The organism is bacterium, from assembly GCA_021372615.1.
Taxonomy (GTDB): domain Bacteria; phylum Armatimonadota; class Zipacnadia; order Zipacnadales; family UBA11051; genus JAJFUB01.
Genome location: JAJFUB010000099.1, coordinates 1 through 22636, shown reverse-complemented (window position 1 = coordinate 22636; position 22636 = coordinate 1). Strand labels below are relative to the sequence as shown.

General features: G+C 68.0%; 18 protein-coding genes. 12 read left to right on the top strand and 6 right to left on the bottom strand.

The annotated features are described in order from the left end of the window. Positions 1-2: 2 nt before the first annotated feature. Entirely contained in the window at positions 3-1400 is a 1398-nt protein-coding gene (locus tag LLH23_15330) for a pectate lyase (GenBank protein ID MCE5239838.1), read from the bottom strand. Then, complete coding sequence (locus LLH23_15325) at positions 1397-2611, bottom strand: LamG domain-containing protein (protein MCE5239837.1); 1215 nt, start codon at positions 2609-2611, stop codon at positions 1397-1399. The genes LLH23_15330 and LLH23_15325 overlap by 4 nt, the downstream gene beginning before the upstream one ends. 89 nt (positions 2612-2700) lie before the next feature. Between LLH23_15325 and LLH23_15320 the strand changes: the two genes are divergently transcribed. The 4 genes from LLH23_15320 to LLH23_15305 all read left to right on the top strand — a co-directional run bounded on the left by LLH23_15320 (position 2701) and on the right by LLH23_15305 (position 10894). After that, positions 2701-6849, top strand: coding sequence for a beta-galactosidase (locus LLH23_15320; protein ID MCE5239836.1), 4149 nt, complete (start codon positions 2701-2703; stop codon positions 6847-6849). Positions 6850-6947: 98 nt separating this feature from the next. Continuing rightward, on the top strand, positions 6948-8945 hold the full coding sequence (locus LLH23_15315; GenBank protein ID MCE5239835.1) for a hypothetical protein: 1998 nt from the start codon (positions 6948-6950) through the stop codon (positions 8943-8945). 282 nt (positions 8946-9227) lie between these two features. Beyond that, positions 9228-10631, top strand: coding sequence for a hypothetical protein (locus LLH23_15310; protein MCE5239834.1), 1404 nt, complete (start codon positions 9228-9230; stop codon positions 10629-10631). After that, the gene (locus LLH23_15305; GenBank protein ID MCE5239833.1) at positions 10622-10894 is read left to right on the top strand and encodes a MoaD/ThiS family protein; all 273 of its coding nucleotides are present in this window, start codon (positions 10622-10624) and stop codon (positions 10892-10894) included. Before LLH23_15310 ends, LLH23_15305 begins: the two co-directional genes overlap by 10 nt. Here LLH23_15305 and LLH23_15300 read toward each other — a convergent pair whose 3' ends face one another. Next, a complete protein-coding gene (locus LLH23_15300) occupies positions 10895-11614 on the bottom strand; it encodes a DUF1559 domain-containing protein (protein ID MCE5239832.1) in 720 nt (239 codons plus the stop codon). Between the two features lie 66 nt (positions 11615-11680). Further along, positions 11681-12859 carry an amidohydrolase gene (locus LLH23_15295; protein MCE5239831.1) on the bottom strand — a complete coding sequence of 393 codons (1179 nt, stop codon included), beginning with the start codon at positions 12857-12859 and terminating at the stop codon, positions 11681-11683. A gap of 186 nt (positions 12860-13045) precedes the next feature. Here LLH23_15295 and LLH23_15290 point away from each other — a divergent pair, with 186 nt between their 5' ends. From LLH23_15290 to LLH23_15270, 5 genes are read left to right on the top strand one after another with little or no spacing between them, the layout of a single operon-like run. Further along, positions 13046-13309 carry an AbrB/MazE/SpoVT family DNA-binding domain-containing protein gene (locus LLH23_15290; protein MCE5239830.1) on the top strand — a complete coding sequence of 88 codons (264 nt, stop codon included), beginning with the start codon at positions 13046-13048 and terminating at the stop codon, positions 13307-13309. Continuing rightward, a complete protein-coding gene (locus LLH23_15285; protein MCE5239829.1) occupies positions 13306-14682 on the top strand; it encodes a TolC family protein in 1377 nt (458 codons plus the stop codon). Before LLH23_15290 ends, LLH23_15285 begins: the two co-directional genes overlap by 4 nt. Then, on the top strand, positions 14679-16367 hold the full coding sequence (locus tag LLH23_15280) for an efflux RND transporter periplasmic adaptor subunit (GenBank protein MCE5239828.1): 1689 nt from the start codon (positions 14679-14681) through the stop codon (positions 16365-16367). Before LLH23_15285 ends, LLH23_15280 begins: the two co-directional genes overlap by 4 nt. A gap of 43 nt (positions 16368-16410) precedes the next feature. Continuing rightward, complete coding sequence (locus LLH23_15275) at positions 16411-19620, top strand: efflux RND transporter permease subunit (GenBank protein ID MCE5239827.1); 3210 nt, start codon at positions 16411-16413, stop codon at positions 19618-19620. Beyond that, complete coding sequence (locus tag LLH23_15270) at positions 19620-19922, top strand: hypothetical protein (GenBank protein MCE5239826.1); 303 nt, start codon at positions 19620-19622, stop codon at positions 19920-19922. Before LLH23_15275 ends, LLH23_15270 begins: the two co-directional genes overlap by 1 nt. A gap of 15 nt (positions 19923-19937) precedes the next feature. Here the strand turns inward: LLH23_15270 and thiL are convergent, their stop codons facing one another. Then, positions 19938-20918: a thiamine-phosphate kinase gene (thiL, locus tag LLH23_15265; protein MCE5239825.1), complete on the bottom strand. Its 981-nt coding sequence runs from the start codon at positions 20916-20918 to the stop codon at positions 19938-19940. A 69-nt stretch (positions 20919-20987) separates the two neighbouring features. After that, complete coding sequence (locus tag LLH23_15260) at positions 20988-21401, bottom strand: response regulator (protein ID MCE5239824.1); 414 nt, start codon at positions 21399-21401, stop codon at positions 20988-20990. A gap of 420 nt (positions 21402-21821) precedes the next feature. On the opposite strand from LLH23_15260, the gene rpmH reads away from it, so the two are divergent. Genes rpmH through yidD form a run of 3 tightly spaced genes read left to right on the top strand, consistent with a single transcriptional unit; the run spans position 21822 to position 22634 of the window. Then, positions 21822-21959: a 50S ribosomal protein L34 gene (gene rpmH / locus LLH23_15255; GenBank protein ID MCE5239823.1), complete on the top strand. Its 138-nt coding sequence runs from the start codon at positions 21822-21824 to the stop codon at positions 21957-21959. A 15-nt stretch (positions 21960-21974) separates the two neighbouring features. Further along, the gene (rnpA, locus tag LLH23_15250) at positions 21975-22385 is read left to right on the top strand and encodes a ribonuclease P protein component (protein ID MCE5239822.1); all 411 of its coding nucleotides are present in this window, start codon (positions 21975-21977) and stop codon (positions 22383-22385) included. Between the two features lie 3 nt (positions 22386-22388). Further along, complete coding sequence (gene yidD, locus LLH23_15245) at positions 22389-22634, top strand: membrane protein insertion efficiency factor YidD (protein MCE5239821.1); 246 nt, start codon at positions 22389-22391, stop codon at positions 22632-22634. The last annotated feature ends 2 nt before the right edge of the window (positions 22635-22636 follow it).

Sequence of the window (22636 nt, the reverse complement as noted above, 5' to 3'; positions counted from 1 at the left end):
TCCTACCGCCCGTTCACCAGCTTCAGGTAGTCGCTCAGCGTCTTCATGCGGCTCTGCACGGTCTGCATGTCGAGCCGCGGTTGGCCCTGTTCCACGTTGGGTCCGGATGTGGTGATCCATCCTCCCTGCGCGTCCTGGGCTGCCAGCGCTTCCCGTACCCTCGGCTCCATCGCCTCCGCCGCTCGCGCTCGTTGCTCGGCGGTCAGAGGCTTCGGCTCACGGTCGGCCTGGGCTTGCGTCAGCCCTTTCTGTGTGATCTCGGTGTACTGAGCCTCGACGCGAGCCGGGTTCCAGTTGCTCTTGAATGAGTAGTGGGTCGGCATGTCCGCATCGGAGTAGGTCAGCCAGTACGTGTCGCGGGTGAAGTACAGGGGGCGGTTGGTCTTCAGCTCGTAGAAGCGCGCCCACTGGCCATTCGGCAGCACCGAGCGCTTGAACCAGTCGAACGCCGCCGGCAGGGGCTTGAGGTATCTGTCCTCGCCCGTGAACAGGGCGATGGTGATGAGCAGGCGCATCACGCCAACGCTCTCGCCGCCGCAAGCGGCCGGGGGCTCGAACTTCCGCGCCCACGCCGGCCTGAGGTCCATGTCGTACTGCTGGGCCCACGTGGCCTGGGGGGCCGGCAGTTGCGTCCGGATGATGAAGTCGCCACACTTGCGCACGGCCTCCCGGTAGCGCTCGTCGCCGTAGGCCTTGAAGGCGATCACCATCACGTCAGCGCAGTCGGCGATGCTGTTGTCATTGAAGGTGAAGAAGTCGCCGTAGCCCCGCGCCGCCGGCGGGTAGCGCTGCGGCCAGCCGCCGCTCTCGTGCTGGGCGCGCAGCATGAAGTCCAGGGCCGCCTGCATGGCCTCGTGGACGGCGGCGTCGTGGCCCTGGACGGCCTGGTCCACGGCGATCAACAGCCGCGTGGCGTGCTGAGTGGTGTCATCATCGAAGGTCGCCTGGTTGCGGCCCTGCTTCAGCGCCGGGTCCGCGCTGTTGCGGTTGGTGCGGTAGTACCACCGCCGCGGGCCCTCGGGTGAATGGTCCACCACATAGTCCCACCCGCCGCACTCCAGTTGGGTGCGGACAAGGGAGTGAGCCACCTGGACGGCTGCGTCCAGGTACGGCTGCTGCCCCGTGGCTTCCCAGGCCCGCAGGAAGGCGAAGCCGGTGCTGGGGGAGCCGGGCGGCTGGACCCAGTTCTGCGGGCGGGTGATGTGTCCTTCGCCCCACTGGTCGCTCAGGTCCGGCAGATACACGCCGCCATAGCCGCCGCCGGAGGCGACCCTGGTGGTCAGGTATGTCGTCGCCTTCGCCAGGGCCTCATTGGCCTGTGTCACGAGGGCCTGATCCACGGCCCCGGCGGTTGAGACGACACACAGCAGCAACAGGGCTGCGGCGATAGCTCTCATCATTGCCCTCCCTCCCCGACCAGTCGTTCGGCCACCGAGGTCGCGCTCACCCGTATCCCATCAATGGCCCCGTCCATCGGCAACGACGGGGTGTTGTCCTCCGACGGCGTGTTGCCGAACTGCAGCGCGCTGAACTGCAGCGGGGTGAAGCCCGCGTGGGCGCCGGCGTCGGCCGGGAAGAAGGACTGGTAGCCCTTGCCGTCCACCAGCAGCCACAGGTACTGGCGCTCGCCGCGCAAGTCCCACGAGACCAGCAAGTGATGCCACTGCTGCGGGTCCAGGCTGTTCGTTGGCAACTGCAGGCTCTCTTTGCGGTCGCCGACGGCGAGGGTGAGCTGCAACTGCGTGCTGGGATGGCGGCTCAGGTCCAGCCGGCATCCGCCGGGCGTGGCGGGGGCGCCGTGGAGGAAGTAGTGCCAGCCCTGGTCGAGCCACACCTGGGCGGCCGGGCGGGGCTTCACCCACCACTCGACCGTCCCCGCCGCCAGCGGCCCGAGGGCCTTCACGTCCAGGTCATAGCGGCCGTCGGGCATGTCGAGCACGAGGCCCTGACCGGTCTGGCCCGGGCCGACACGGTGCTCGCCGACGACGCCCTGCGGCTCGGTCTCGAAGTCCTCCTGCAGGGCTGCCTTCACGGCTCCGGGTGGGAAGTCACGCAGCCGGCAGGCGGTGCGCAGGCGAGTGAGGCCCTGGAAGCCGACGCGCTCGCCGCCGGTCGCGACCACGAGCTTCGTTGTGTCCACTTGCCCGTCCTTGACCGTGCCCTTGACGATGGCGATATCGTCCACGAGCATCCCCGGCTCCTGGCCGATGATCGCGATGAGCACCTGCCCGGCCTGGTCCACGGTGAAGGGGAAGGCGAGCGTGCCCCACGAGCCGATGGGGGCAGTGCGACGGGTGCGTGTCCCTGCGATCTCGACGAAGAAGCCGTCCTGATCGCCCGCCGGGGCGAACGTGCGCAGCACCAGCGTGTACGGCCCCGGAGCAAGCTGCAAGCCACCGGAGATCGTGCTGGCGTCGGAGAGAGCCATCGCCACCCCGCCGTTGGCTCCCGGCGCCTGCGTGGCCGTCAGCCCAGAGGCGACGCCGTAGCGTTCGGCCGCCGAGGCCATCACCACCTCGGGGGCGGCCCCCTGCGCGCCCAGTGGCAGCACGGCCAGCAGCACCAGCAAGGCTGCCGCCGCACGGTGTGCTCCTCGTCCCGGTCCAGCCATTGTGCCCTCCAACCCACGAGCTTCGCTCCGGCAGGAAAGGCGGCTTCCTGCCAGAATGTATGGGCATACATCCGCCAAGGAGACGTCATATGATCCTTCCGCGCTGGATGTCCCTCGCCCTCTGTGCCCTGCTCCTGACCGCCGCGTGTGTGCTCGCCGATCCGCCAGGCCTGCAGGTCGTCCCGGCCGCCGACGGCTCCCATGTGGCCGTCGCTGCCAGGGATGGCAAGCCCCTGTACTGCGCCGGTCCGGGTCTCACGGCGGTCAGCCTGCCCCAGACGCCGACGCAGGAGGGAACCCTGAGCTTCTGCTTCACCCCCGACTGGTCGCCGGGCGACTGCACAACCCACTGGCTGCTAGAACTCAAGGGGCAGGGCCTGCAGATCGCCTTCCGCAAGGGCTACAGCGCGGCCATCTCCCCGGACTACTGCTACCTGCTCACCGATCCCGAGGGCAGTATCGTGGGCTTCCATCCGGAGAACCTGTTCCGCGCCCGTGAGCGCCATCACTATGCCATCCGCTGGACCACCGCGCGTCAGCGTATCCAGTTCGTCGTGGACGGAGAAGCCGCCGGGCGTGCGGGGAAGTTCAAGTGTGACAGCCCCGCACAGATCCCGGCCACGCTCACTCTCTACGGCATGGCGGGCGGGACGTTCGACGACATCCACCTGTACGGCAAGTACCTGACCGTGCCCGAAATCCTGCTGGCTGCGGGCCTCAAGGAGCCGGCCCGCGATCTGCAGTCCCAGCCCCCACCGCGTGGGGCCGGACGCTCCGAGGGCGCGTCCGGGACGCCCGCGCCCACGCGGGAGTACGTGGACCCCGCCACCGGGCAACTGGTCGGCACACTCGAGGATGACCAGAAGGCGCTGCTGCCGCCCTACAACCCGGCGGACTACCCGGACCTGCCCGTCACACCGCACACGAAGTGGGCACGGCCACTGGCCGGAGGCAAGCTCCGCATCCTCCTGGTCGCCACACACGGCTTCTACGACGAGTACAGCATGATCCGCGAAGCCGCGGAGTTGTGGCAGCGCCTGGACTGCGACATTCTCGTCACCAACCAGCCCGACCCGCGCGTGATGAGCCGGGACTTCGACGTCATCGCCGTGTCGCTGCAGGGCTTCACGAACGGGCGCTGGGCAGGCTGGGCGGACCTGGACGTGAAGCTACGGGCATGGATCCTGGAGCGGGTGAAGAGCGGGAAGAGCGGCCTGGTGTGGGCATACCCCACGCAGCCGGACGAGCAGATCAGCGCCTTGCTGGCGCCGCAGGCGGAGCTGCCGGCGGCGGAGTTACTGCGCGGCTTCCCGGCCGAGGCCCTGCCCCAGGCCAACGCCGCGGACGGCAAGGGCGCCTTCCGATGGGACAAGGTCTACGACCTCGACGACAGCTACTTTCTGACGCGGGCGGACGCGGGGAGGCTGGTGGAAGTCCATGGCGGCGTCGGAGGCCGGTCAGTCGTCAAGCTGAACTACAAGAACGCCTCGTGGTACCCGAACATGGGGTTGACGGCTGACTCGGCCCTCAACGCCGCGGCGACCGATGTGCAGTACGACGAATGGATGGCGCTTGCCGCGCGAGCGATGCTGGTGGCGGCGGGGCGGGCGACCACGACGCAGATCGCGAAGGCCACGCCGGGACCGCAGGGCTGGCGGGTCGAGCTTCTCACGCCGCTGTCAGACCTGTCGCAGTTCCGGCTGCGGGCGCGGGCACGGGACATGTGGGGCCGTACGAGCTTTGAGCAGAGCCTGGTGGTGCGGGGGCCGCTCATCAACGTGCCGGCGCCGCCACTTCCCCCCCGCACGACGCTGGACCTGATCCTCCGCGACGCGCAGGGCAACGCCGTGGACTGGTTCATCGCCACGCCGCCCGCGCCGACCGACCCGCATGTCACAGGGATCAAGCTGGACCGTGCGTACTATCAGCCCGGGCAGGCGGTGCAGGCCAGCCTCACCGTCCAGGCCGCACATCCGGAACAGTGCACTCTCGAGCTGTTCCTCACCGACCACGAGGGCCGGCGTCTCCGCAAGTCCGCCCCGGTGAGGCTGGCCACTGGCAGCGCCACCTGCCGCGTCGCCATCCCCGCCTCCGCCGACTCGCTGCTCATGCGCGTTGAGGCGGACCTGAAGCTCAACGGCGTCATCGCCGACACGCGCTCGGCCGATGTCCCCGTGCCGCAGATGACGCCCCGCGGCTTCTATCCACTGCTCTACGGCACCCCGCTCAATCGCTTCTGCGTGCGCGCGCGCCACCGCCTCTTCCGCGACCAGTTCGGGGTGCGCGGCGGCTTCCACCAGGGCCCGCACTCGTGGGCGAACCTGGCAGCCCTGAACCTCACCTGCATCGAGTACAGCGGCCATCTGGGCTACCCGCAGAAGCAGTCGGACTGTGAGGACTTCGCCGAGAACTGGGAGCAGAACGTTACGAAGTGGCTCATGGGCCCGCCCGACAAGATGATCCCCTACCGCCCGCTGTTCTATAGCCTCGGCGAGGAGCACTTCGTGCTGCTCTCAGCCTGCCCTACGCCCACGGCCAACGCGAAGTTCCGCGCATGGCTGCAGGGCAAGTACGGGACCCTCGACAGGCTCAACACCGTTTGGGGGAGCAAGGTCGCGACCTGGGATGACATCACCATGATGACTCCCGAGATCGTGGACATGCTCAAGATCCAGTTCGACGTCGTCCGCTTCGAGAACCGCCGGTTCATGGAGCATCTGTTCGCAGACCGGCACGCGTTCCTGGCCGACTACCTGCGCAAGGCTACCGCGCCGGGGACCGACGCGCCTACGCAAACGGGCATCCACGCCGGCTGGGACCTGTGGATGGGCCGGGGCTATGACTACTGGCTGCTGTCGCGCGCGATGGAAGACATGATGTGCTATGGCGGCCCGCACAATCACTACGCCCGCTCGTTCTTCGAGCGGTACTATGGCTCCCACTACCACTACAACATCGGCAGCCACGGGAACGTGCGCTGGCACCCGTGGTACATGCTGCTCAGCGGGGCCCACGGGCTGAGCTGGTACACGGACGCCCCACAGATCTGGGGCGCGACCACGGCCGACCTGCACCTCACCAGCGACTGGACCGCCGCCCAGGACGAGTTCAGGGCCGTGGCCGACGCCGGCGAGCTACTCACCCGCATGCAGTACCGTGACGACCAGGTGGCGATCCACTACTCGCAGGATTCCTTCCAGGCCGGCGTGTCGGACCTGACCTGGATGCACCAGCGGTTCATCAACCTGTGCTTCGATACGGGCACCCCGTTCCGGTTCGTCTCGTACGCGCAGATCGAGCAGGGCGACCTGCTCCAGCGCAGGCCGAAGCTGCTCATCCTGCCGCACTCCGTCGCCCTGTCGGAGGCCGAGTGCCAGGGCATTCGCGACTACGTGGCCGCAGGCGGCGTCGTCTGGGCCGACATCATCCCCGGCACATACAACAACTTCGGGCAGAAGCTGGAGAAGAGCCAACTGGCGGATCTGTTCGCGGGGCTGAGGCCTTCGAAGACCCACTTCGGCCTGGACACCCTCAGCGGACCGGCGGGGAACGGCTTGGTCATCCTGGCCGATATCGGGAACTACAGCTACGACCGCAACGTGGGGCGATATCAGCCCGCGGCCGACCTGTACGACCGCGTGGCGCAACTGGCGCAACTGGACCGCCCGGTGCAGCCGCTTGATGCCGGCAGTCGTGGCCTGGCCAATGGCATTTGGGCTGCCACCTGGACGAACGGTACCGCCACACACATCGCCGCGGCCAAGGACTACCAACTGGCTGACCAGACGCCAGCAAAGGTCATCCTCAAGTTGAGCCGCAGCGGGCACGTCTACGAGATGCGCAGCGGCAAGTACCTGGGACACGTGGACTACGACCTCCCAGCGATGCTGGTCCCGACCCAGGGGCAGGTGTTCACGATCCTGCCGTACCGGGTGCAGGGCCTGACTCTCCGCCCGGCCGCCGCCACACGCGGGCAGGACCTCGTGCTGCGGGCGGCGCTGCAGACCGAGGGGGCTGTGGGCAAGGGGGACCTCAACGTGCTGCAGGTGCGCGTGACCGATCCGCGGGGCCGGGAAGTCACGGCCCTGCGGCGGACGGTGGAGATGCGCGGCGGCAGGGCGGAGGTACGCCTGCCCGTGGCGTATGGCGATGGCAGCGGCCGATGGACCGTGGCGGTGCGGGACCTGGCGACCGGCACGATGGCCCGGTGTGCGTACGTACTGGGCCCAGCCAAGTGAGGCCGGGGGACGCGCCGGCGGCAGGCGTGAGGCCTGGCCGCGACGAAGCTGTTCGCCGACCTGTCATGGATCCGGCACCGGCTGCACGCGCTTCGACTGTGCTCATCGCCCCTCGCCCGGCGGCCACCGCTGAGCGCATCAGCCGCCGCGCCGTCCTGATCGGCCTGCTGCTGATCCCCCTGAACGCCTGGTGGTTCGCCCAGATCGAGTATGTCCGCTACTCGGACAACTGCACCACCTCCGCCCTGTTCTTCAACTGCCTCGCCGTGCTGCTCCTGCTGGTGGGCGTCAACCGTCTGCTCGCGCGCTGGTTGCCTCGCCACGCCTTCTCGCGGGGCGAGCTGCTGACAATCTATGCGATCCTGGTGGTGGCCAGCGCGCTGTGCGGGCATGACCAGCTCCAGATCCTGTTCACCACCATCGTCTGGGTCGTGCCCAACGCCACCCCCGAGAACCGTTGGGAACGCGACCTCTTCCCCCATCTGCCCCAGCACCTGGTCATCACCGATCCGGCGGTGCTCAGCCCGCTCTTCTCGGGCGACAGCACGCTGTACACGTGGTCGCATGTGCGGCCGTGGTTGGCGCCGCTGGGCTGGTGGACGCTATTCGCGCTGATGCTCGTGTGGACGCTCTACTGCTTCATGGCGATCTTCCGCAAGCAGTGGGACCGCGAGCGGCTGAACTACCCCATCGCCGGCGTGCCGCTGGAGATGACCGCACCGGAGACGGTCATCTACCGTTCGTGGCTCTTCTGGGCGGCCTTCGGCCTGGCGGCCGGGATGCAGCTCCTGCGCCTGGCGCACAACATCTGGTCAGGCGTGCCGACGATCAACATCGGCGTGTACAACTACTCGTTCAAGGGGATGCCCCTGTCGGCGGCCGGCACGATCCCCATCTCCTCGTATCCCTTCAGCTATGGCCTGGCCTACCTGCTGCCGCTGCAACTGGCCTTCTCGGTGTGGTTCTTCATGTGGTTCGCGCGGCTGGAGATGATCGCCAGCGCGATGCTGGGCTTCACGCAGTTCAAGCGCTTCCCGTACATCGGCCAGCAGGGGGTCGGGGCGTACTTCGGGGTAGCGTTGTTTGTGCTATACGCGGCACGGCAACACCTGCGAGATGTGTGGGAGGCGGCGCTGGGCGGCCGTAGGAGCGCCGGCATCCTGCCGGCAGGTGCGGCCAACGGCTGCCGGCTGGAAGCTGGCGCTCCTCCGGCTGATACGGAACCCCTCCCCTACCCTCTGGCCTTCTGGGGCTTCCTGGCCGGGGCGGCCGGGTTGGTGTTGTTCGCCACCGCCTCTGGCATGAGCCTGGGCACAGCCATCGCCTACTTTGGCGTGTTCTTGACGATCGTGCTGACCCTGACGCGCCTGCGGTCGGAGTTGGGGCTGCCGACGATCGAGCTGTACCAGGTCGGGGCCGATGACATCCTGCAGAACCTCGTGGGCGGGCGGGCCTTCGCGGCGCGCGACCTGACGATGATGACGCTGTTCTTCTGGCTGCACCGCACCCACCGGCAGTTGCCCATGCCCGTGGATGCCGACATGATGCGCATCGGTCGGCAGGCGCCGCTGGACATGCGCGGCCTCTCCAAGGTCGTCCTGGCGGCGGCCGCACTCGCCATTGTGAGCGCCTTCTGGGGCTTCCTGCACGTGACCTACCAGACGGGCTACGACTCCGCCAAGTTCGTGGGTGTCATCAAGTGGGCGTTCGGCGATGACCCGTGGCGGAAGCTCGCGACCTGGCTGAACAGCCCCCGCCAACCCGACTACGGCGCCAGCGGGGCGTATGTCTTCGGCATGGGGTTCACCCTCCTGCTGGCCTTCCTGCGCTCCCAGTTCGTCTGGTGGCCGTTCCATCCCGTCGGCTACCTGGTCTCCGGGAGCTTCGGCCTGTTCCGCCTGTGGCTGCCGATCTTCCTGACCTGGGTGGTCAAGAGCCTGCTCTTGCGGTACGGCGGCCTGGAGGCGTACCGCAAGGCGTGGCCGTTCTTCATCGGGCTGATTCTGGGGGAGTTCAGCGCGGCGTTCCTGCGCACGGTGGTGGACCTGGCATTCACGCTGTACCTGCCGGCGAGTTCCGGGGTGGGGGGGCTCTGATTCCCCGCGGGGGCCGCGCGGGAGGGGGCGGAGGGCAAGCTTCGCGGGGGCTTCCGCCCCCGCCTACGCACAATGGCGCCTTCGGCGCAGACGGCAACGGCCAGCAGACCACCGAGGGGGCGGCCGTATTCAGCCCGCGAAGCGGGCCATCGTGCGTAGCCGTGGGCGGCAGCCCACGGCAGGCGGCGTCCCGCAACACCGCGCGCCCTGAAGGGGCCGCCATGTACCCGGAGCAGGACCGCCCCTGCCTCACGTCGAACCGCCCCCCTACTGGAGGCGGACATGCAATCAGACATTCGCATCAGAGAACTCATCCCCCACTATACCTTCGAGCAGGCGCGGACGCCGTTGAAGTTCGGGGCCGTCGTCGTGGACGGCGTGGACTTCTGCCGCGTGGAGGCCATTGTCGAGAACGGGCGCGGCCAGACGGCCAGCGGCTGGGGCGCCATCTTCCTCATGGACTTCTGGGGCTGGCCTACGCCGGAGCTGTCGCACGACGTGAAGGCTGCGGCCATGAAGGAAGTCACCGAGCGCTACATCAAGCTGGCGACCTCGTACGGCGAGCCAGGGCACCCCGTGGACATCTTCCTGGCGCTGGAGGACGACCTGCGGCGGATCAATGTGGAGGTGTGCGCGGAGCGCGGGCTTTCCAGCCCGCCGCACGAGGCGCGGGCTGGAAAGCCCGCGCTCCAACAGCCCTTCCTGGGCGCCCTCGTGTGCGCCTCGCCGGTGGATGCGGCCCTGCACGATGCCTTCGGCAACGTCAACGGCATTGACACCTACGATGGCTACGGGCGCGACTTCATGAGCGACCTGTCGCGGTACCTGGGGCCGAGGTATGCCGGCAAGTACGCCGCCGACTACATCCGCCCCCAGTACCTGCCGGAGATCCCCATCTTCCATCTGGTGGGCGGGCTCGACAAGCTGACCCGAGGCGAGGTGGATGACAGCGACCCGCAGGACGGGCGGCCGAATTGCCTGGAGGAGTGGATCGAGTTCGAGGGCGTGTACTGCCTGAAAGTGAAGCTGCGCGGGACGGACCTGGACTGGGATGTGGACCGGACGATGGCTGTGTATGAGATCGGCCTTCGCGGGCTGGGAAGCCCGCAGGCCATGCATCTGACCGCCGACACCAACGAGCAGTGTGAGAGCCCCGACTACATCATCGAGTACCTCGAGCGTATCCGCGCGAAGTCGCAGGACTGCCACGACCGCATCCTGTACATCGAGCAGCCCACCGAACGCGACCTGACGGCCAACCGCCACGACATGCGGAAGATCGCGGCCCTCAAGCCTGTCATCGTGGATGAGAGCCTCACCGACCTCGACAGCTTCGATCTGGCCATGGAGTTGGGCTGGTCGGGCGTGGCGCTCAAGAGCTGCAAGGGCCAGTCGTCCGACATCCTCTTCGCCTCGCGGGCGAAGGAGGAGGGCATCGCGTACAGCGTGCAGGACCTGACCAACCCCGGCCTGTCGCTGTTCCATTCGGTGGGTCTGGGCGCACGGCTGTACACCATCATGGGTGTGGAAGCCAACAGCCGCCAGTTCTTCCCCGACGCCACCAGCGAGGCGGAGAAGCGGGTCCATGGCGACATCTTCCGGCTCCAGAGCGGCCGGGCCCGGACGGACAGCCTGCGCGGCACGGGCCTGGGGTACCAGATGGAGAAGATCCTCCCATGCGAGTGACAGTGCATCTACCGGCGCCGCTGCGGCCGCTGGCACGGAACCGGCCCCGGGTGCGCGTGGAGGTGGACGGGACGACGGTGGCCGATCTCCTGGCGGCGTTGCGCCAGGAGCATCCCGACCTGGCGGGGGCGCTGCTGGACGAGCAGGGAGGACTGCGGCGGCACGTGAAGCTCTACGTGGGGGATGAGGACACATGGCATGCCGGCCGGGGCAGTGCCCCGCTGCAGGCCGACGTGCACGTGGTGGTTCCGGTTGTGCTGTAGTCAGTCCTCGGCCAGCGTCCACTGGCTCATGAAGGTGTCTGTCAGCCGCACGAACTTGGCATGGCCATCCACATAGCCGGCGTTGAACGCCTGCCCCGCGAGGTTGCTTGCCGAGGCTCCGGTGTGCCGCATGCCTTGCACCCGCGAGCCCAGGGACGCCAGGTCATCGGAGGGGGACGGGATGACCCGCCCGAGGTACTCCGTGTCGCCAGTGTCCTCGCCCCGCCCGTCATCCACTACCACGATCGTCTTACACGGGTCCGGGATCTCGGCCAGGTTGCGGCTGGCGACACCGTAGTCGGCCGCCCCGCTGGACGGCGAGACGTAGCCGTAAGTGTAGTTCTTAATGTCGAAGTAGGACCCACCCGCATAGATGGCCATGCGCGTCTGGTCGCTGGGGCAGTTGAAGATCTGCGAGTTCTTGACGTAGGGCATGACCACGTCGGCCCAGCGCGGGCCGTCTCCCCCACCGTAGCCCAGGCTCCCCTGGTAGCCGTTGCCCTGGCTGAACGGGCAGAAAGTCTCGTCGTAGTCCTGTGCGTACGACAGCAGCGCCAGGGTGATCTGGCGCACATTGCTGTTACAGGCCGACTTGCGGGCCTGTTCGCGGGCACGCGCGAAGACCGGGAAGAGGATCGAGGCGAGGATGGCGATGATCGCGATGACCACCAGCAACTCGATCAGCGTGAAGCCATGCAACCGGGACGGGCAGGCGCGCATTGCAGGCCACCTGTGGCGGGGCGTTTCCCTCTATGACGCCGCCGGCCCAGGGCGCGTTCCGGCCTTTCACTCCTGGGACAGGTACTCCAGCGCAGTGGCGGACAGCGCGATCATGGCCGGTTGCAGGCAGCCGTCGTCGCCGGCGAATCCCGGCTGGTGCAGCGACTTGACGTCTTCAGTCCCCGGGGCGGTGCAGCCGACGGATAGCAGTGCCCCGGGGCAACGCTCCAGGAACAGCGAGAAGTCCTCGGCCCCCATGGATACCTGCTCTTGCAGCTTGACCTGCTCGGCGGACATGACCCGAAGCAGGGCCCGCCGCGCCAGGTCGGTCACGTCGGGATCGGTGATTGTGGCCGGCACGCCCCGGGCGTAGTCCAGCTTGCCGGTGCAGCCGTGGGCCGCCGCGAGGCTCTCCACCAGTTGCCCCATGGCCTCCTCGATCATGTCCCGGTCGCCCGGCACCAGGGTCCGCACGGTGCCTTCGAGCATGGCCGTGTCCGGGATGATGTTGAAGGCTGAGCCCGCACTCATGCGGCACACGCTGACGACGGCGGCGTTGAGCGGGTTGAGCCGACGAGCCACAAGCGTCTGCAGCGCCAGGATGATCTCGGCAGCGACAGGGATGGGATCGCGCGCGCAGTTGGGATGCGCACCGTGGGCTCCGACACCGGTGATGGTGATGGTGAAGCGGTCGGCGGCCGCGAGATTGGGCCCCGGACGCAGGGCGATCTGCCCCACCTTCAGATCCGGCCCGGTGTGCGCCCCGCACACGGCGTCCACCGGGGGTTCCTCCAGGATGCCCTGCTCGATCATCGGCGCCGCCCCGGCAATCGCCTCCTCCGCGGGCTGGAACACAAACTTGACGCAGCCCCGGGGCAGGCCTATATCTCTGAGGACGAGCGCGGCGCCGACCAGCCACGCAGTGTGGAAGTCGTGCCCGCAGGCATGTGCCACGCCGGGGCATGTCGAGCTCCAGGGGAGCCCGGTGTCCTCCTGCAGGGGCAGAGCATCCATATCCGCCCGGAGCAAGAAGCAGGGCCGTCCCTCGCCCAGTGTGGCGACGACACCATGCCCACCCACGCCGGTGCGCACGTCCAGGCCCGCCTGTCGCAGCCGCTCGGCCACCACACGGGCGGTCCGCTCCTCGGCGCCACTCAGCTCTGGGTGCTGGTGCAGATCCCGGCGCAAGGCGATGACCTCATCGAGGTGCCGTGCCGTCGTCCGCTGCAGTAGGGCTGGGTCCATAGCGCTGCTCCTGTACCGGAATGACCGAGGTTTCGCCGCAGTTCTTCCGATCCCTGCAGGCAGGAGTACGGCCCCTGACCTGCGAACTGGCCGGGCGCACGATTGACAGGACAGTCGTGACTGAAGTAGCATGTCATGCAAAGAGTGCAAATCATGTAAATCGTATATACATGGAGATGACGCTGGATGCCCGGGCATGACTTGGCGAAGCTGTTCATGGGGGCTTCAACCGTGGGCGAGCGGGGGCAGGTCGTCATCCCGGCGGAGGTCCGGGAGCGCCTGGGGATCAAGCCCGGAGACAAACTGCTCGTACTGGTGCACCCGGATGAGACGGGCGTATCGTTCGTCAGATTCGAGAAGCTGCAGGAGGCCCAGCAGAGCCTCCAGACCGTGCTGCTGGAATACGAGCATCACGGCGCCAACACCCCGGAGGAGGGGGGGCCGTCATGAGAAGTGGTCACGTCTGTCTGCTCGGCATCCTGCTTGCGGCCGCAGCGGTGGCTCAGCCGGCCGCCGAGACACCGCAACCGGCACCCCGGCCGCAGGCGCAGCGCCTGCCTGACCTGTCCAGCCCGCTGCGGCTGACTCCGGACACGGCAGCGGGTCTGGCGGTCGCACGGTCTACGCAACTGGCGATCAATGACCAGCAGGTACAGGCCGCGCAGGGCAAGCTGCTGGAAGTCAAGGCGATGTCGAATCCCCGCGTCACCGGGACAGCCAGCTATGTGCGCAAGGAACCAGGCGGCAGCCTGACGCTGCCCGAGGAGATGGGGGGAGGCAGCATCACGCTGGCGCCGACGCGTGTGCATGAGGAGGCGGTCCAGGCCACGCTGCCTGTCTATCTCAGTGGCCAGGACGCCGACGCCCGCCGGGCCGCACGTGCGGCGGTCGAGGCGGCCCAGAGCAATGTACGCCAGACACGGCTGCAGACGGCCCTGAGCGCGCGCCAGGCGGTCTATGGCGTCCTGCGCACCCAGCAGCTTGAGGTCGTGGCCCAGCAGCGCCTCACGGCAGTGGCGGAGCACCTCCGCATCGCCCGGGCCATGTTCGGCGTCGGCACGGCCCCTCGGTTCGAGGTCGTCCAGGCCGAGACCCAGGTCGCCACGGCGCGTGGGGATGTCATCCACGCGCGCACGGCCGTCGCGCAGGCCAAGGCGGCGCTCGCGGAACTACTACTGGCCCCCCAGAGCACGGAGATCGTGGTGGAGGAGGGCGTCCCGCCCGCGCTGCCCGAGGGCGACCGGCACGCACTGATCGCCCGGGCCCTGGAGGCCCGCCCCGAGATCGGGTCTCTGGAAGCGCTCGTGCGGGCGCGCCAGGCACTCGTGCGCGTGACCCGCGCGGCGTATGACCCGGTGGGCTCGCTCGTGGGTGCGACCACGAACTCGGGCTATGACTACCACGACGGCGGCCTCGGCTGGAGCGTCACCGCGGCCCTGTCTGTCCCGATCTACGAGGGCGGGGAAAAGGGAGCGAAGATCCGGCAGGCCCAGACGGACGTGGAGATCGCCCGGCTGAACCTGGAGCAGGCCCAGCAGCAGATCGCCCTGCAAGTGACGCAGGCGGCGCTCAATGTGGACGACGCGCGCGAGGCTCTCACCGTTGCCGAACAGGGCGAGACGGAGGCCCGGGAGCAACTGCGCATCGCCCAGGTGCGCTTCACCAGCGGCGTCGGCCTCGGGGTGGAAGTGCTGGACGCGCAGACCGCCCTGGCGTCGGCCCAGACGCAAGTCGTGAATGCTCGATACAGTCTGCAGGTGGCCACGGCGTCGCTACGCGCGGCACTGGGCTTGGCGGATCTGACGGAGGAGTCTGGTTCATGAGATCCCGCAATCTCTGCTGGCAGGGAATCGCTGTGGTACTCGCTCTGAGTGTGCTGCTGGGCGGCTGCGCACGCCGGCAGGCCGGCAAGGCGGCGGAGGAGGCCACTGGGGAGCAGGCCACCCCCGTATTCGTCGGCGCCGCGGAACTGGGCGCCATCGAGCAGGCCGAGCACCTGACGGGCACGGTGGAAGCACGGCACGAAGTGGATGTCGCGCCGGAGCTGTCGGGCAACGTGGCGTGGGTGGGGGTGGATGTGGGCGACCACGTGACCCGCGGACAGGCCCTGGTGCGCCTGGACACGCAGTTGGCCAGCGCCGGCGTGCAGCAGAGCGCCGCCGCCGAACGCGCGGCCCAGGCCCGCTATGGGCAGTCGCGCGTCGGCCTGAAGCTCACCCGGGAACAGACGGCCATCGCCGTGCGGCAGGCCGAGCAGAGCATGGAACAGGCGCGCAACCGCCTGCGTCAGGCCAAGATCACGGCCGACTACACCCGCACACGTGTCGAGGAGACCATCGCCGAGGCCCAGATCGGCGTCAAGCAGTGGCAGTCGCAGTTGGCCGATGTCAAGGCCGGAACGCGCAGCCAGGAGATCGCCCAGGCGCAGGCCCGCGTGGACCAGGCGAAGTCAGCGGTGCGACTGGCGAAGCTCAGCCTCGACCGTAGCCAGACTCTGGTCAAGGGTGGCGCCATCGCCCAGGCCCAACTGGATACGGCGCAGGTGGAGTACGAGATGGCGGTGGCCAACCAGCGCGTGGCCGAGCAGGCTCTCGATCTCGCCAAGGAGGGCGCCCGCACCGAGCAGGTGCGGCTCGCCGAACTGCGGGTATCGTTGTCCCAGCAGGCCCTCACCCAGGCCCAGAGCCAGCGCGCACAGATAGATGTAGCCGAGCGCGACGTGCGTGCCGCCGAGGTCGCCGTGGATCAGGCCGAGGAGACTGTGCGATTGGCACGGTCGCAGCGCGCGCAGGTCACAGCCACCGAGGAGGAGGTCAAGGCCGCGCGGGCGTCGGCGGGGCAGGCGGCCGCGGCACGGCGCGCCGGGCAGACGCAGGTGGCCAAGCACGTCATCTACGCCCCCATATCAGGCACGGTGGCGGCACGCAACGTGGAGCCGGGCGAGGCCGCCTCCCCCGGAGATGCCCTGATCCGCATCGTGGACCTGAACCCGGTGCGCGTCAACTGCGAGGCCTCCGAGCTGCAGATGGCACAGATGCGGGTCGGACAACAGGCGAAGGTGACCATTGACGCGCTGGCAGGCCGCCAGTTCGTCGGCACGATCGCCGACATCGCGCCCCAGGCCAGGCAGGGCCAGCGCATCTACATCGTGCGGGTGGAAGTCCCCAACGGCCAGCAACTGCTCCGGGCCGGCATGTTCGCCCGCATTGACATCGTGACCGGCACGAACCCCAGCGCCGTGCTGGTGCCCCGCGACGCCCTCGTCGAGCAGGGCGAGAAGCGGGTCGTGTACGCAGTGGTGGATGGCCGCATCAAGGTGCGGAAGGTGTCGCTGGGAGCATCGGTGGACTCGGTGGTCGAGATCACGCGGGGCGTCCGCAGCGGCGATGTGCTCGTGGTGGGTGGCCAGAACCTGCTGGCCGACGGCGAGCTGGTGAAGCCGCAGAAGCGCACCGAGGCGGACGACGCGGCGGCAACGGGGGCGCCGGCGGCAGCGCCGGGGCAGTAGTACGCATCCGATCCATTCCGGATAGAAGGGGCCTCGCGGCTCTATGTGGCTCACTAAGTTCGCGATCAACCGACGCGTGACCATCTCCATGTTCATCCTGGCCCTGGTCATCATGGGCCTGGTGTCGCTGTCGCGCATGCCCTGGGACCTGGACCCCAAAGTGGACTTCCCCATCGTCTCGGTGACGGTGCCCTACCCGGGCGCCAACCCCGAGGAGATCGAGCAGCGCATCGTGCGCCCGCTCGAGGACCAGGTCAGCGTCATCAATGGCGTGGACCGTGTCGTCTCGCAGTGCCAGGAGAACCTGGGCTCGACGACGATCCGCTTCCGCTACGGTACCGACACGGATGTCGCGGCAGCAGACGTGCGCGACGCACTGGACCGCGCCAAGGCCGAGTTCCCTGATGATGTCGAGCCGCCGTCCATCTACAAGCTGGACATCGGTTCCATGCCCGTCGTCACCATCGGCATCACCGGCTCGCGCCCGCCGCGCGACTTGCGCAAGCTTGTGGAGGACTCGATCAAGCCGGTACTGGGCCAGGTGCCGGGCGTCGCGTCGGTGGCGGTCTCGGGTGGCGAAGTGCGCGAGATCCAGATCCTCGCCGACCGCGAGCGCCTCGACGCGGCCCAGTTGTCCATCTCCGAACTGGCCCAGCAGATCGTGGCCCAGAACCTCGACGTGCCGGCCGGCAACATCAAGGAGGGCGTTCGCGACTACTCCGTACGGGCTCTCGGCCAGTTCAAGAGCATGGACGAGATCCGCAACCTGCGCCTCAACACCGCGCGAGGCAGCGTGCCGCTCAGCGACCTGGCGACGGTCCTCGACACGGTCGAGGAACCCAGCTCTCTCGCCCGCACGAACGGGAAGGCCGCCGTGGCCATCAGCGTCCTGAAGCAGTCGGACGCCAACACCGTGTCGGTCGTGGATGGCGTGAAGAAGAAGCTGGAGTTCCTGCTGGGCACGGAGCAGAAGTCTGGCACGATGTCCCGCGACCTGAAGGCCGTCATCGCCTACGATGCCTCCAAGCGCGTCCGGGAAGCCATCTATGACGTGCGCGACTCGCTCATGTGGGGTGCGTTGCTGGCGGCCATCGTCGTCTTCCTGTTCCTGCACAACTTCCGCGGCACCATCATCGTGGCGCTGGCGATCCCCACCTGTCTGATCGCAACGTTCCTGCCCATCGGCATGGGCTTCGGCTTCACACTCAACATGATCGTCATGCTGGGGTTAGCCCTGTCGGTCGGTATCCTGGTGGACGACTCGATTGTGGTGCTGGAGAACATAGACCGTCACCTGCAGATGGGGGAGCAGCCCGCGATCGCGGCCTACAACGGCCGCACCGAGATCGGCGCGGCGGCGGTGGCCCTGACGGCCGTGGACGTCGTGGTATATATCCCGGTCGCCATGATGGGCGGCATCGTCGGCCGGTTCTTCTTCCCCTTCGGCATCACGGTCTTCACCTGCACGATCTTCTCGCTGCTGATCGCCTTCACGCTGACTCCCATGTTGGCCTCGTGGTGGTACCAGCGCACGGATCGTCGCGTGGGGCATCGTCTGGGGCTGCTGACGCGCTTCTTTGGGCTCTTCGACGCGGCCTATCTGCGGCTCGAACACGCCTACGTGTGGCTGCTCAAGCGGGCGGTCGCCCACCCGTACATCACCGTCGGCGTCGGGTTCGCGGCGCTGGCCCTGATTCTGATGGGCGTCGGGCCGCGCCTGGGGTTTGAGTTCTTCCCGCGCAGTGATGAGGGGCGCGTAGCCATCAGTATCGAGACGGCGGTGGGGACGCGCATCGAGGAGACCGACCGCATCACCCGCCAGATCGAGACGCTGCTGGAGGACAAGCAGAAGTACCCGGAGGTCACGGATATCCAGGCCACCGTCGGCTCGGGCGCCGGCAGCATGTTGGGCGTGGGTGACGTAGGCAGCCGCTTCGCCAGCGTGGATATCACCATGACCGGCCGCAAGGAGCGCGTCAGGCAGAAGCAGCGCTCGGACGAGGGGTTGGCTACTGACCTGCGAACGGCACTGGCGAGGATCCCTTCGGCCACGATCAAGGTCACCGCAGGCGCCAGCGACGGCGGGCCGTCGGGCAACGCCATTGAGCTGAACATCCTGGGCGACGACGTCGAGGCGCGCGACCGGGCGGCGGCGCGATTGCAGCGCGACCTGGCCCAGGAGAAGGGCTTCCACTATGTGGAGCTGTCGAGCAAGGCGGGCCGACCCGAGGTGCACGCGACCATTGACCGCCTGCGCGCCGCCGACCAGGGCCTGACCGTCCAGCAGGTCGCCGGTGCGGTCCGCACGGCCTTCGCCGGGGATACGAGCAGCAAGTACCGCGAGTCCGGGGACGAGTACGACATTCGCGTCGAGTTCCGCGAGCTGGATCGGTCGAACGTCACCGATGTCGGCAACCTGTTCGTGGGCCGGAGCGCAACCGGCCAACCGGTGCGGCTGCGCGATGTCGCAGACATCCAGATGTCCTCGGGCCCCAGCCGCATCGAGCGCTACAACCGCCAGCGCAAGGTCACGCTGAGCGCCTCGCTGGCCTCCGACCTGCCGGGCGGCCAGGCCCAGAAGATCGTGCAGGGCCTCGCTGACAAGATCCAGGTCCCCGGCGTGACCTTCGACTGGACCGGCGAGATCCAGATGATGCAGGAGAGCTTTGGCTACATGGGTCAGGCCATGCTCCTGGCGGTGATCCTGATCTACCTGGTAACGGCCGCTCTGTACAACAGCATCCTCGAGCCGCTCAACATCATGCTGACGCTGCCCATGGCCCTGGTCGGCGCCTTCCTGGGGCTGTACCTGTGCCACATGAACATCAGCGTGGTGGCGATCATCGGCCTCATCATGCTCATGGGTATCGTGGGCAAGAACGCGATCCTGGTGGTGGACTACACCAACACCATGCGCAAACGAGGCATGTCGCGTACGGAGGCCCTGCTGACCGCGGGCCCCCACCGCATGCAGCCGGTACTCATGACCACCATGGCCTGTGTGACGGCCATGGTCCCGACCGCGGTCGCCATGAACGAGGGCTCCGAGTGGCGCTCGCCGATGGCCGTCGTGGTGATCTTCGGCCTGCTGGTGGCGACCGTCCTGTCGCTCATCATCGTGCCCGCCTCGTACTGCATCTGGGACTCCATCGGGACGTTCTTCTCCACCGGCGCGTCCCGGCTGATCAGCAAGTGGAGCGGCGCGGAGCAGGCCTTCGATAAGCACGGTCGTCCGAAGGGAGGGGACTCCTAGTGGAGGACACCAAGACCAAGCTGCTCCTCATTGTGTGCGATCAGGGCGTCGAGCCCGATGTCATGGAAGTGCTGAGTAACCGGGGCCTCAAGCACTACACGCGCTGGACGGATTGCCAGGGCTCGGGCGAGACGGGCATGCGTGACGGGACGCCGGTATGGCCCGGCCTCAACTCGGTCGTGATGGTAGTGTTGCCGGAGGAGGAGATCGAGCCGCTGCGCGCGGACCTGCACGCGGTGCGCGACAGCTTCGCCATCCGGCCTGGCCTGAGGATGATCATCGCGGATGCGGTGATGGTCTGAGGGGATACGGCGGGGCTACTCCGTTCGCTGTCGGAAGTGGTCCCAGCCCGTTGAGGGGAGGCTGACTTCGCCCCCTGTCTCGTCCAACACGAGGACACTGCCGCCGGCGACGACTTCCCCGATCTGGTGCACGGGGATCGCGACGGCGGCTTGCAGTTCTGCCAGCGCCCCGGGCGGCGCGGTGAACAGCAACTCGAACTCCTCCCCACCGCTGAGCGCATACTGCAACGGGTCGTGCCTGAGCCGCTCAGCGATCTGCGCCACGCCAGCATGCACCGGCACCTGCGCCGCCCGGATGATGATCCCCACCCCGCTTTGCTCGCACAGATGCCCGGCGTCCTGCACGAGCCCGTCGCTGATGTCCATGGCCCCGTGGACCAGACCCAGCGGCTCCAGTTGCGCGGCTTCGCGGACCCGGGGCTGCGGGTGCGCATACCGCTCCCAACAGGCGCCCGGCTCCAGACCGGCCAACCGGGCGGCCACCGCTGCCGCCGGGCCACCCAGCGCCCCCGTCACGTACAGCCCGTCGCCCGCTTGCGCCCCCGAGCGCAGCCAGAGGTGTTCGCGGCACCGGCCGATGGCGACGACATCCACGAAGGCCTGGTCGGCCGCCACGGTGTCTCCGCCGGCCAGGCCGGCGCCATGGGCCTCGGCTTGCTCGACCAGGCCCCGCGCCAGCTCCAGGGCGCGCTCTGCCGGCCAGTCGGGCGACAGCCCCAGCGAGACGAAGCTGTACTGGGGCGCGGCGCCCATGGCCACCACGTCACTCAGGGCGGCGGCCATGGCCCGCGCACCGACCTCGCGCGCGGTTAGCCAGTCGAGGCGGAAGTGCCGCCCCTCGACCATCGCGTCCGTGGTCACTGCCAGGCGGTCGTCGCCGACCTCGATGATGGCGCAGTCGTCACCAATGGCGACGGCCAGTCCCGGCGCGGCCCCGGAGGCCATCTGCCGCAGCTGCTCGATGAAGCCGAACTCCCCCAGGTCGAATAGGGTCATGGGCCTGCCAGAATCAGAAGCCCGGATCCCGCTAGGCGGGACCCGGGCCGGGTTGACATGCCGTGGGAGCTAGACCTCCCAGACGCTCTCGTCATCCGTCGGCGGCTCGTCCATGCTCTGGAAGATGCGCTCAACGAAGACGAGCAACTCGCGCGGGTTGAAGGGCTTGGTCAGGTACGAACTGACGCCGGAGGCCCATCCCTTGAAGATGTCCGCGTCCTGGGCCTTGGCCGTGAGCATGATGACCGGGATGTTCTGGAACCGCGGGTCGGATTGGAGGTTCTTGAGGACCTCGAAGCCGTCCATGCGCGGCATCATGACATCCAGGACCACCATGTCCGGCATCTCGTTCTTGACCTTCTCAAGCGCCTCGACACCATCGAAGGCAGTGAGGACCTCGTAGCCGGCTCGTTCGAGGTTCACCTGCACGAGCCGGACGATATGCCGTTCGTCATCCACAACCAGAATGCGCTTCTTGTCCATGCCGTACAAGCCCTCCCTCGATGTGAGGAGCCATCGGGATCGTCGTCGGCAGCGACACGAGTGCCGAGGTCGCAGGCACCAGTCCTCGGCCCCCGCCGAACGACCGCATTATAGCAAAGCCCCGCGCGGGTTGTCAAACCAAGCCGCGCCATGCTTTCTTCCGCTGCACGACCGCTGTTTCCTTCCTCGGACCCGGCGACTCTCCTCCTTCCTTCAAGCTGCGGGTTGCGGCGATTTGCGCGTTTGTGCTATACTACTTGTCACGCGGCCGGCCCGCAGGCGCGGGACCTAGGGCGCACTTTTCGCTTCTGCAGGGCATACTTTGCGCACGCGGGAGACGTGGAGCGCGGCTCGCCTGCTCGATGAGTGGGGGGCGAGGCTCGGGTTCACGCCCCGTGGTGCGATGAGGGTGAAGTTGGCATGAAGAGGACTTACCAACCGAAGCGACGGCCCCGGCTGCGCAAGATGGGGTTCATGGCTCGCATGGCCACCAAGAGCGGGCGCCGCACCATCGCCCGCCGCCGCGCCAAGGGCCGCGTTCGCCTGGCCGTTGTCTAGCCACCCGGGAGGCCTGTGACCACCTTACCCACGGGAGTCGCCGGCAGTCGTCGGATCAAGGCAGAGGCATTGCGCCGCCGGAGTGATTTCGACCGCATCTACCGTCAGGGCAGGCGCTTCCGCGGCAAGTTCGTTACCGCCATCGTGCTGTCCGGACCGATTGAGCCGGGCCTCCGCGTGGCCTATGTGGTGAGCCGCAAGGTCGCCAAGCAGGCGGTGCGGCGCAACTGCCTGCGGCGACGGCTGCGCGAGGCGCTGCGCAACCTGCTACGGGACCATGGGCTGACGGGCCACCCAGACATCATTCTGATCGCCTCGGTCGAAGCCCTAAAGGCGAGCTACTGGGACCTGGTTGCCGAAGTACGTGAGTTGCTGGGCCGGGCGCGCGTGTGGGGTCAGCCGGCGGCCGCCGAGGGCGGGGGATGAGCGATGTTGTGCCAGGCGCTGATCGGGCTGATCCGCCTCTACCAGCGTTGCTCGCGCCTCCTCCCGGGCGTATGCCGCTTTCGTCCCACCTGCTCGGAGTACATGATCCAGGCCCTCCAGGTACACGGGGTCGTGCGGGGGCTGGGCCTGGGCTTGTGGCGCATCATGCGCTGCAACCCGTTCGTCCCGGGCGGCGATGATCCTGTCCCGCCGCGGCGTCATGCTGAAACCAATTCGCCCACGGAATGAGT

Coding starts and splice junctions, on each gene's coding strand:
- LLH23_15330 (MCE5239838.1), bottom strand. CDS start 1,400: ATGATGAGAGCTATCGCCGCAGCCCTGTTGCTGCTGTGTGTCGTCTCA.
- LLH23_15325 (MCE5239837.1), bottom strand. CDS start 2,611: ATGGCTGGACCGGGACGAGGAGCACACCGTGCGGCGGCAGCCTTGCTG.
- LLH23_15320 (MCE5239836.1), top strand. CDS start 2,701: ATGATCCTTCCGCGCTGGATGTCCCTCGCCCTCTGTGCCCTGCTCCTG.
- LLH23_15310 (MCE5239834.1), top strand. CDS start 9,228: ATGCAATCAGACATTCGCATCAGAGAACTCATCCCCCACTATACCTTC.
- LLH23_15305 (MCE5239833.1), top strand. CDS start 10,622: ATGCGAGTGACAGTGCATCTACCGGCGCCGCTGCGGCCGCTGGCACGG.
- LLH23_15300 (MCE5239832.1), bottom strand. CDS start 11,614: ATGCGCGCCTGCCCGTCCCGGTTGCATGGCTTCACGCTGATCGAGTTG.
- LLH23_15295 (MCE5239831.1), bottom strand. CDS start 12,859: ATGGACCCAGCCCTACTGCAGCGGACGACGGCACGGCACCTCGATGAG.
- LLH23_15290 (MCE5239830.1), top strand. CDS start 13,046: ATGCCCGGGCATGACTTGGCGAAGCTGTTCATGGGGGCTTCAACCGTG.
- LLH23_15285 (MCE5239829.1), top strand. CDS start 13,306: ATGAGAAGTGGTCACGTCTGTCTGCTCGGCATCCTGCTTGCGGCCGCA.
- LLH23_15280 (MCE5239828.1), top strand. CDS start 14,679: ATGAGATCCCGCAATCTCTGCTGGCAGGGAATCGCTGTGGTACTCGCT.
- LLH23_15275 (MCE5239827.1), top strand. CDS start 16,411: ATGTGGCTCACTAAGTTCGCGATCAACCGACGCGTGACCATCTCCATG.
- thiL (MCE5239825.1), bottom strand. CDS start 20,918: ATGACCCTATTCGACCTGGGGGAGTTCGGCTTCATCGAGCAGCTGCGG.
- LLH23_15260 (MCE5239824.1), bottom strand. CDS start 21,401: ATGGACAAGAAGCGCATTCTGGTTGTGGATGACGAACGGCATATCGTC.
- rpmH (MCE5239823.1), top strand. CDS start 21,822: ATGAAGAGGACTTACCAACCGAAGCGACGGCCCCGGCTGCGCAAGATG.
- yidD (MCE5239821.1), top strand. CDS start 22,389: ATGTTGTGCCAGGCGCTGATCGGGCTGATCCGCCTCTACCAGCGTTGC.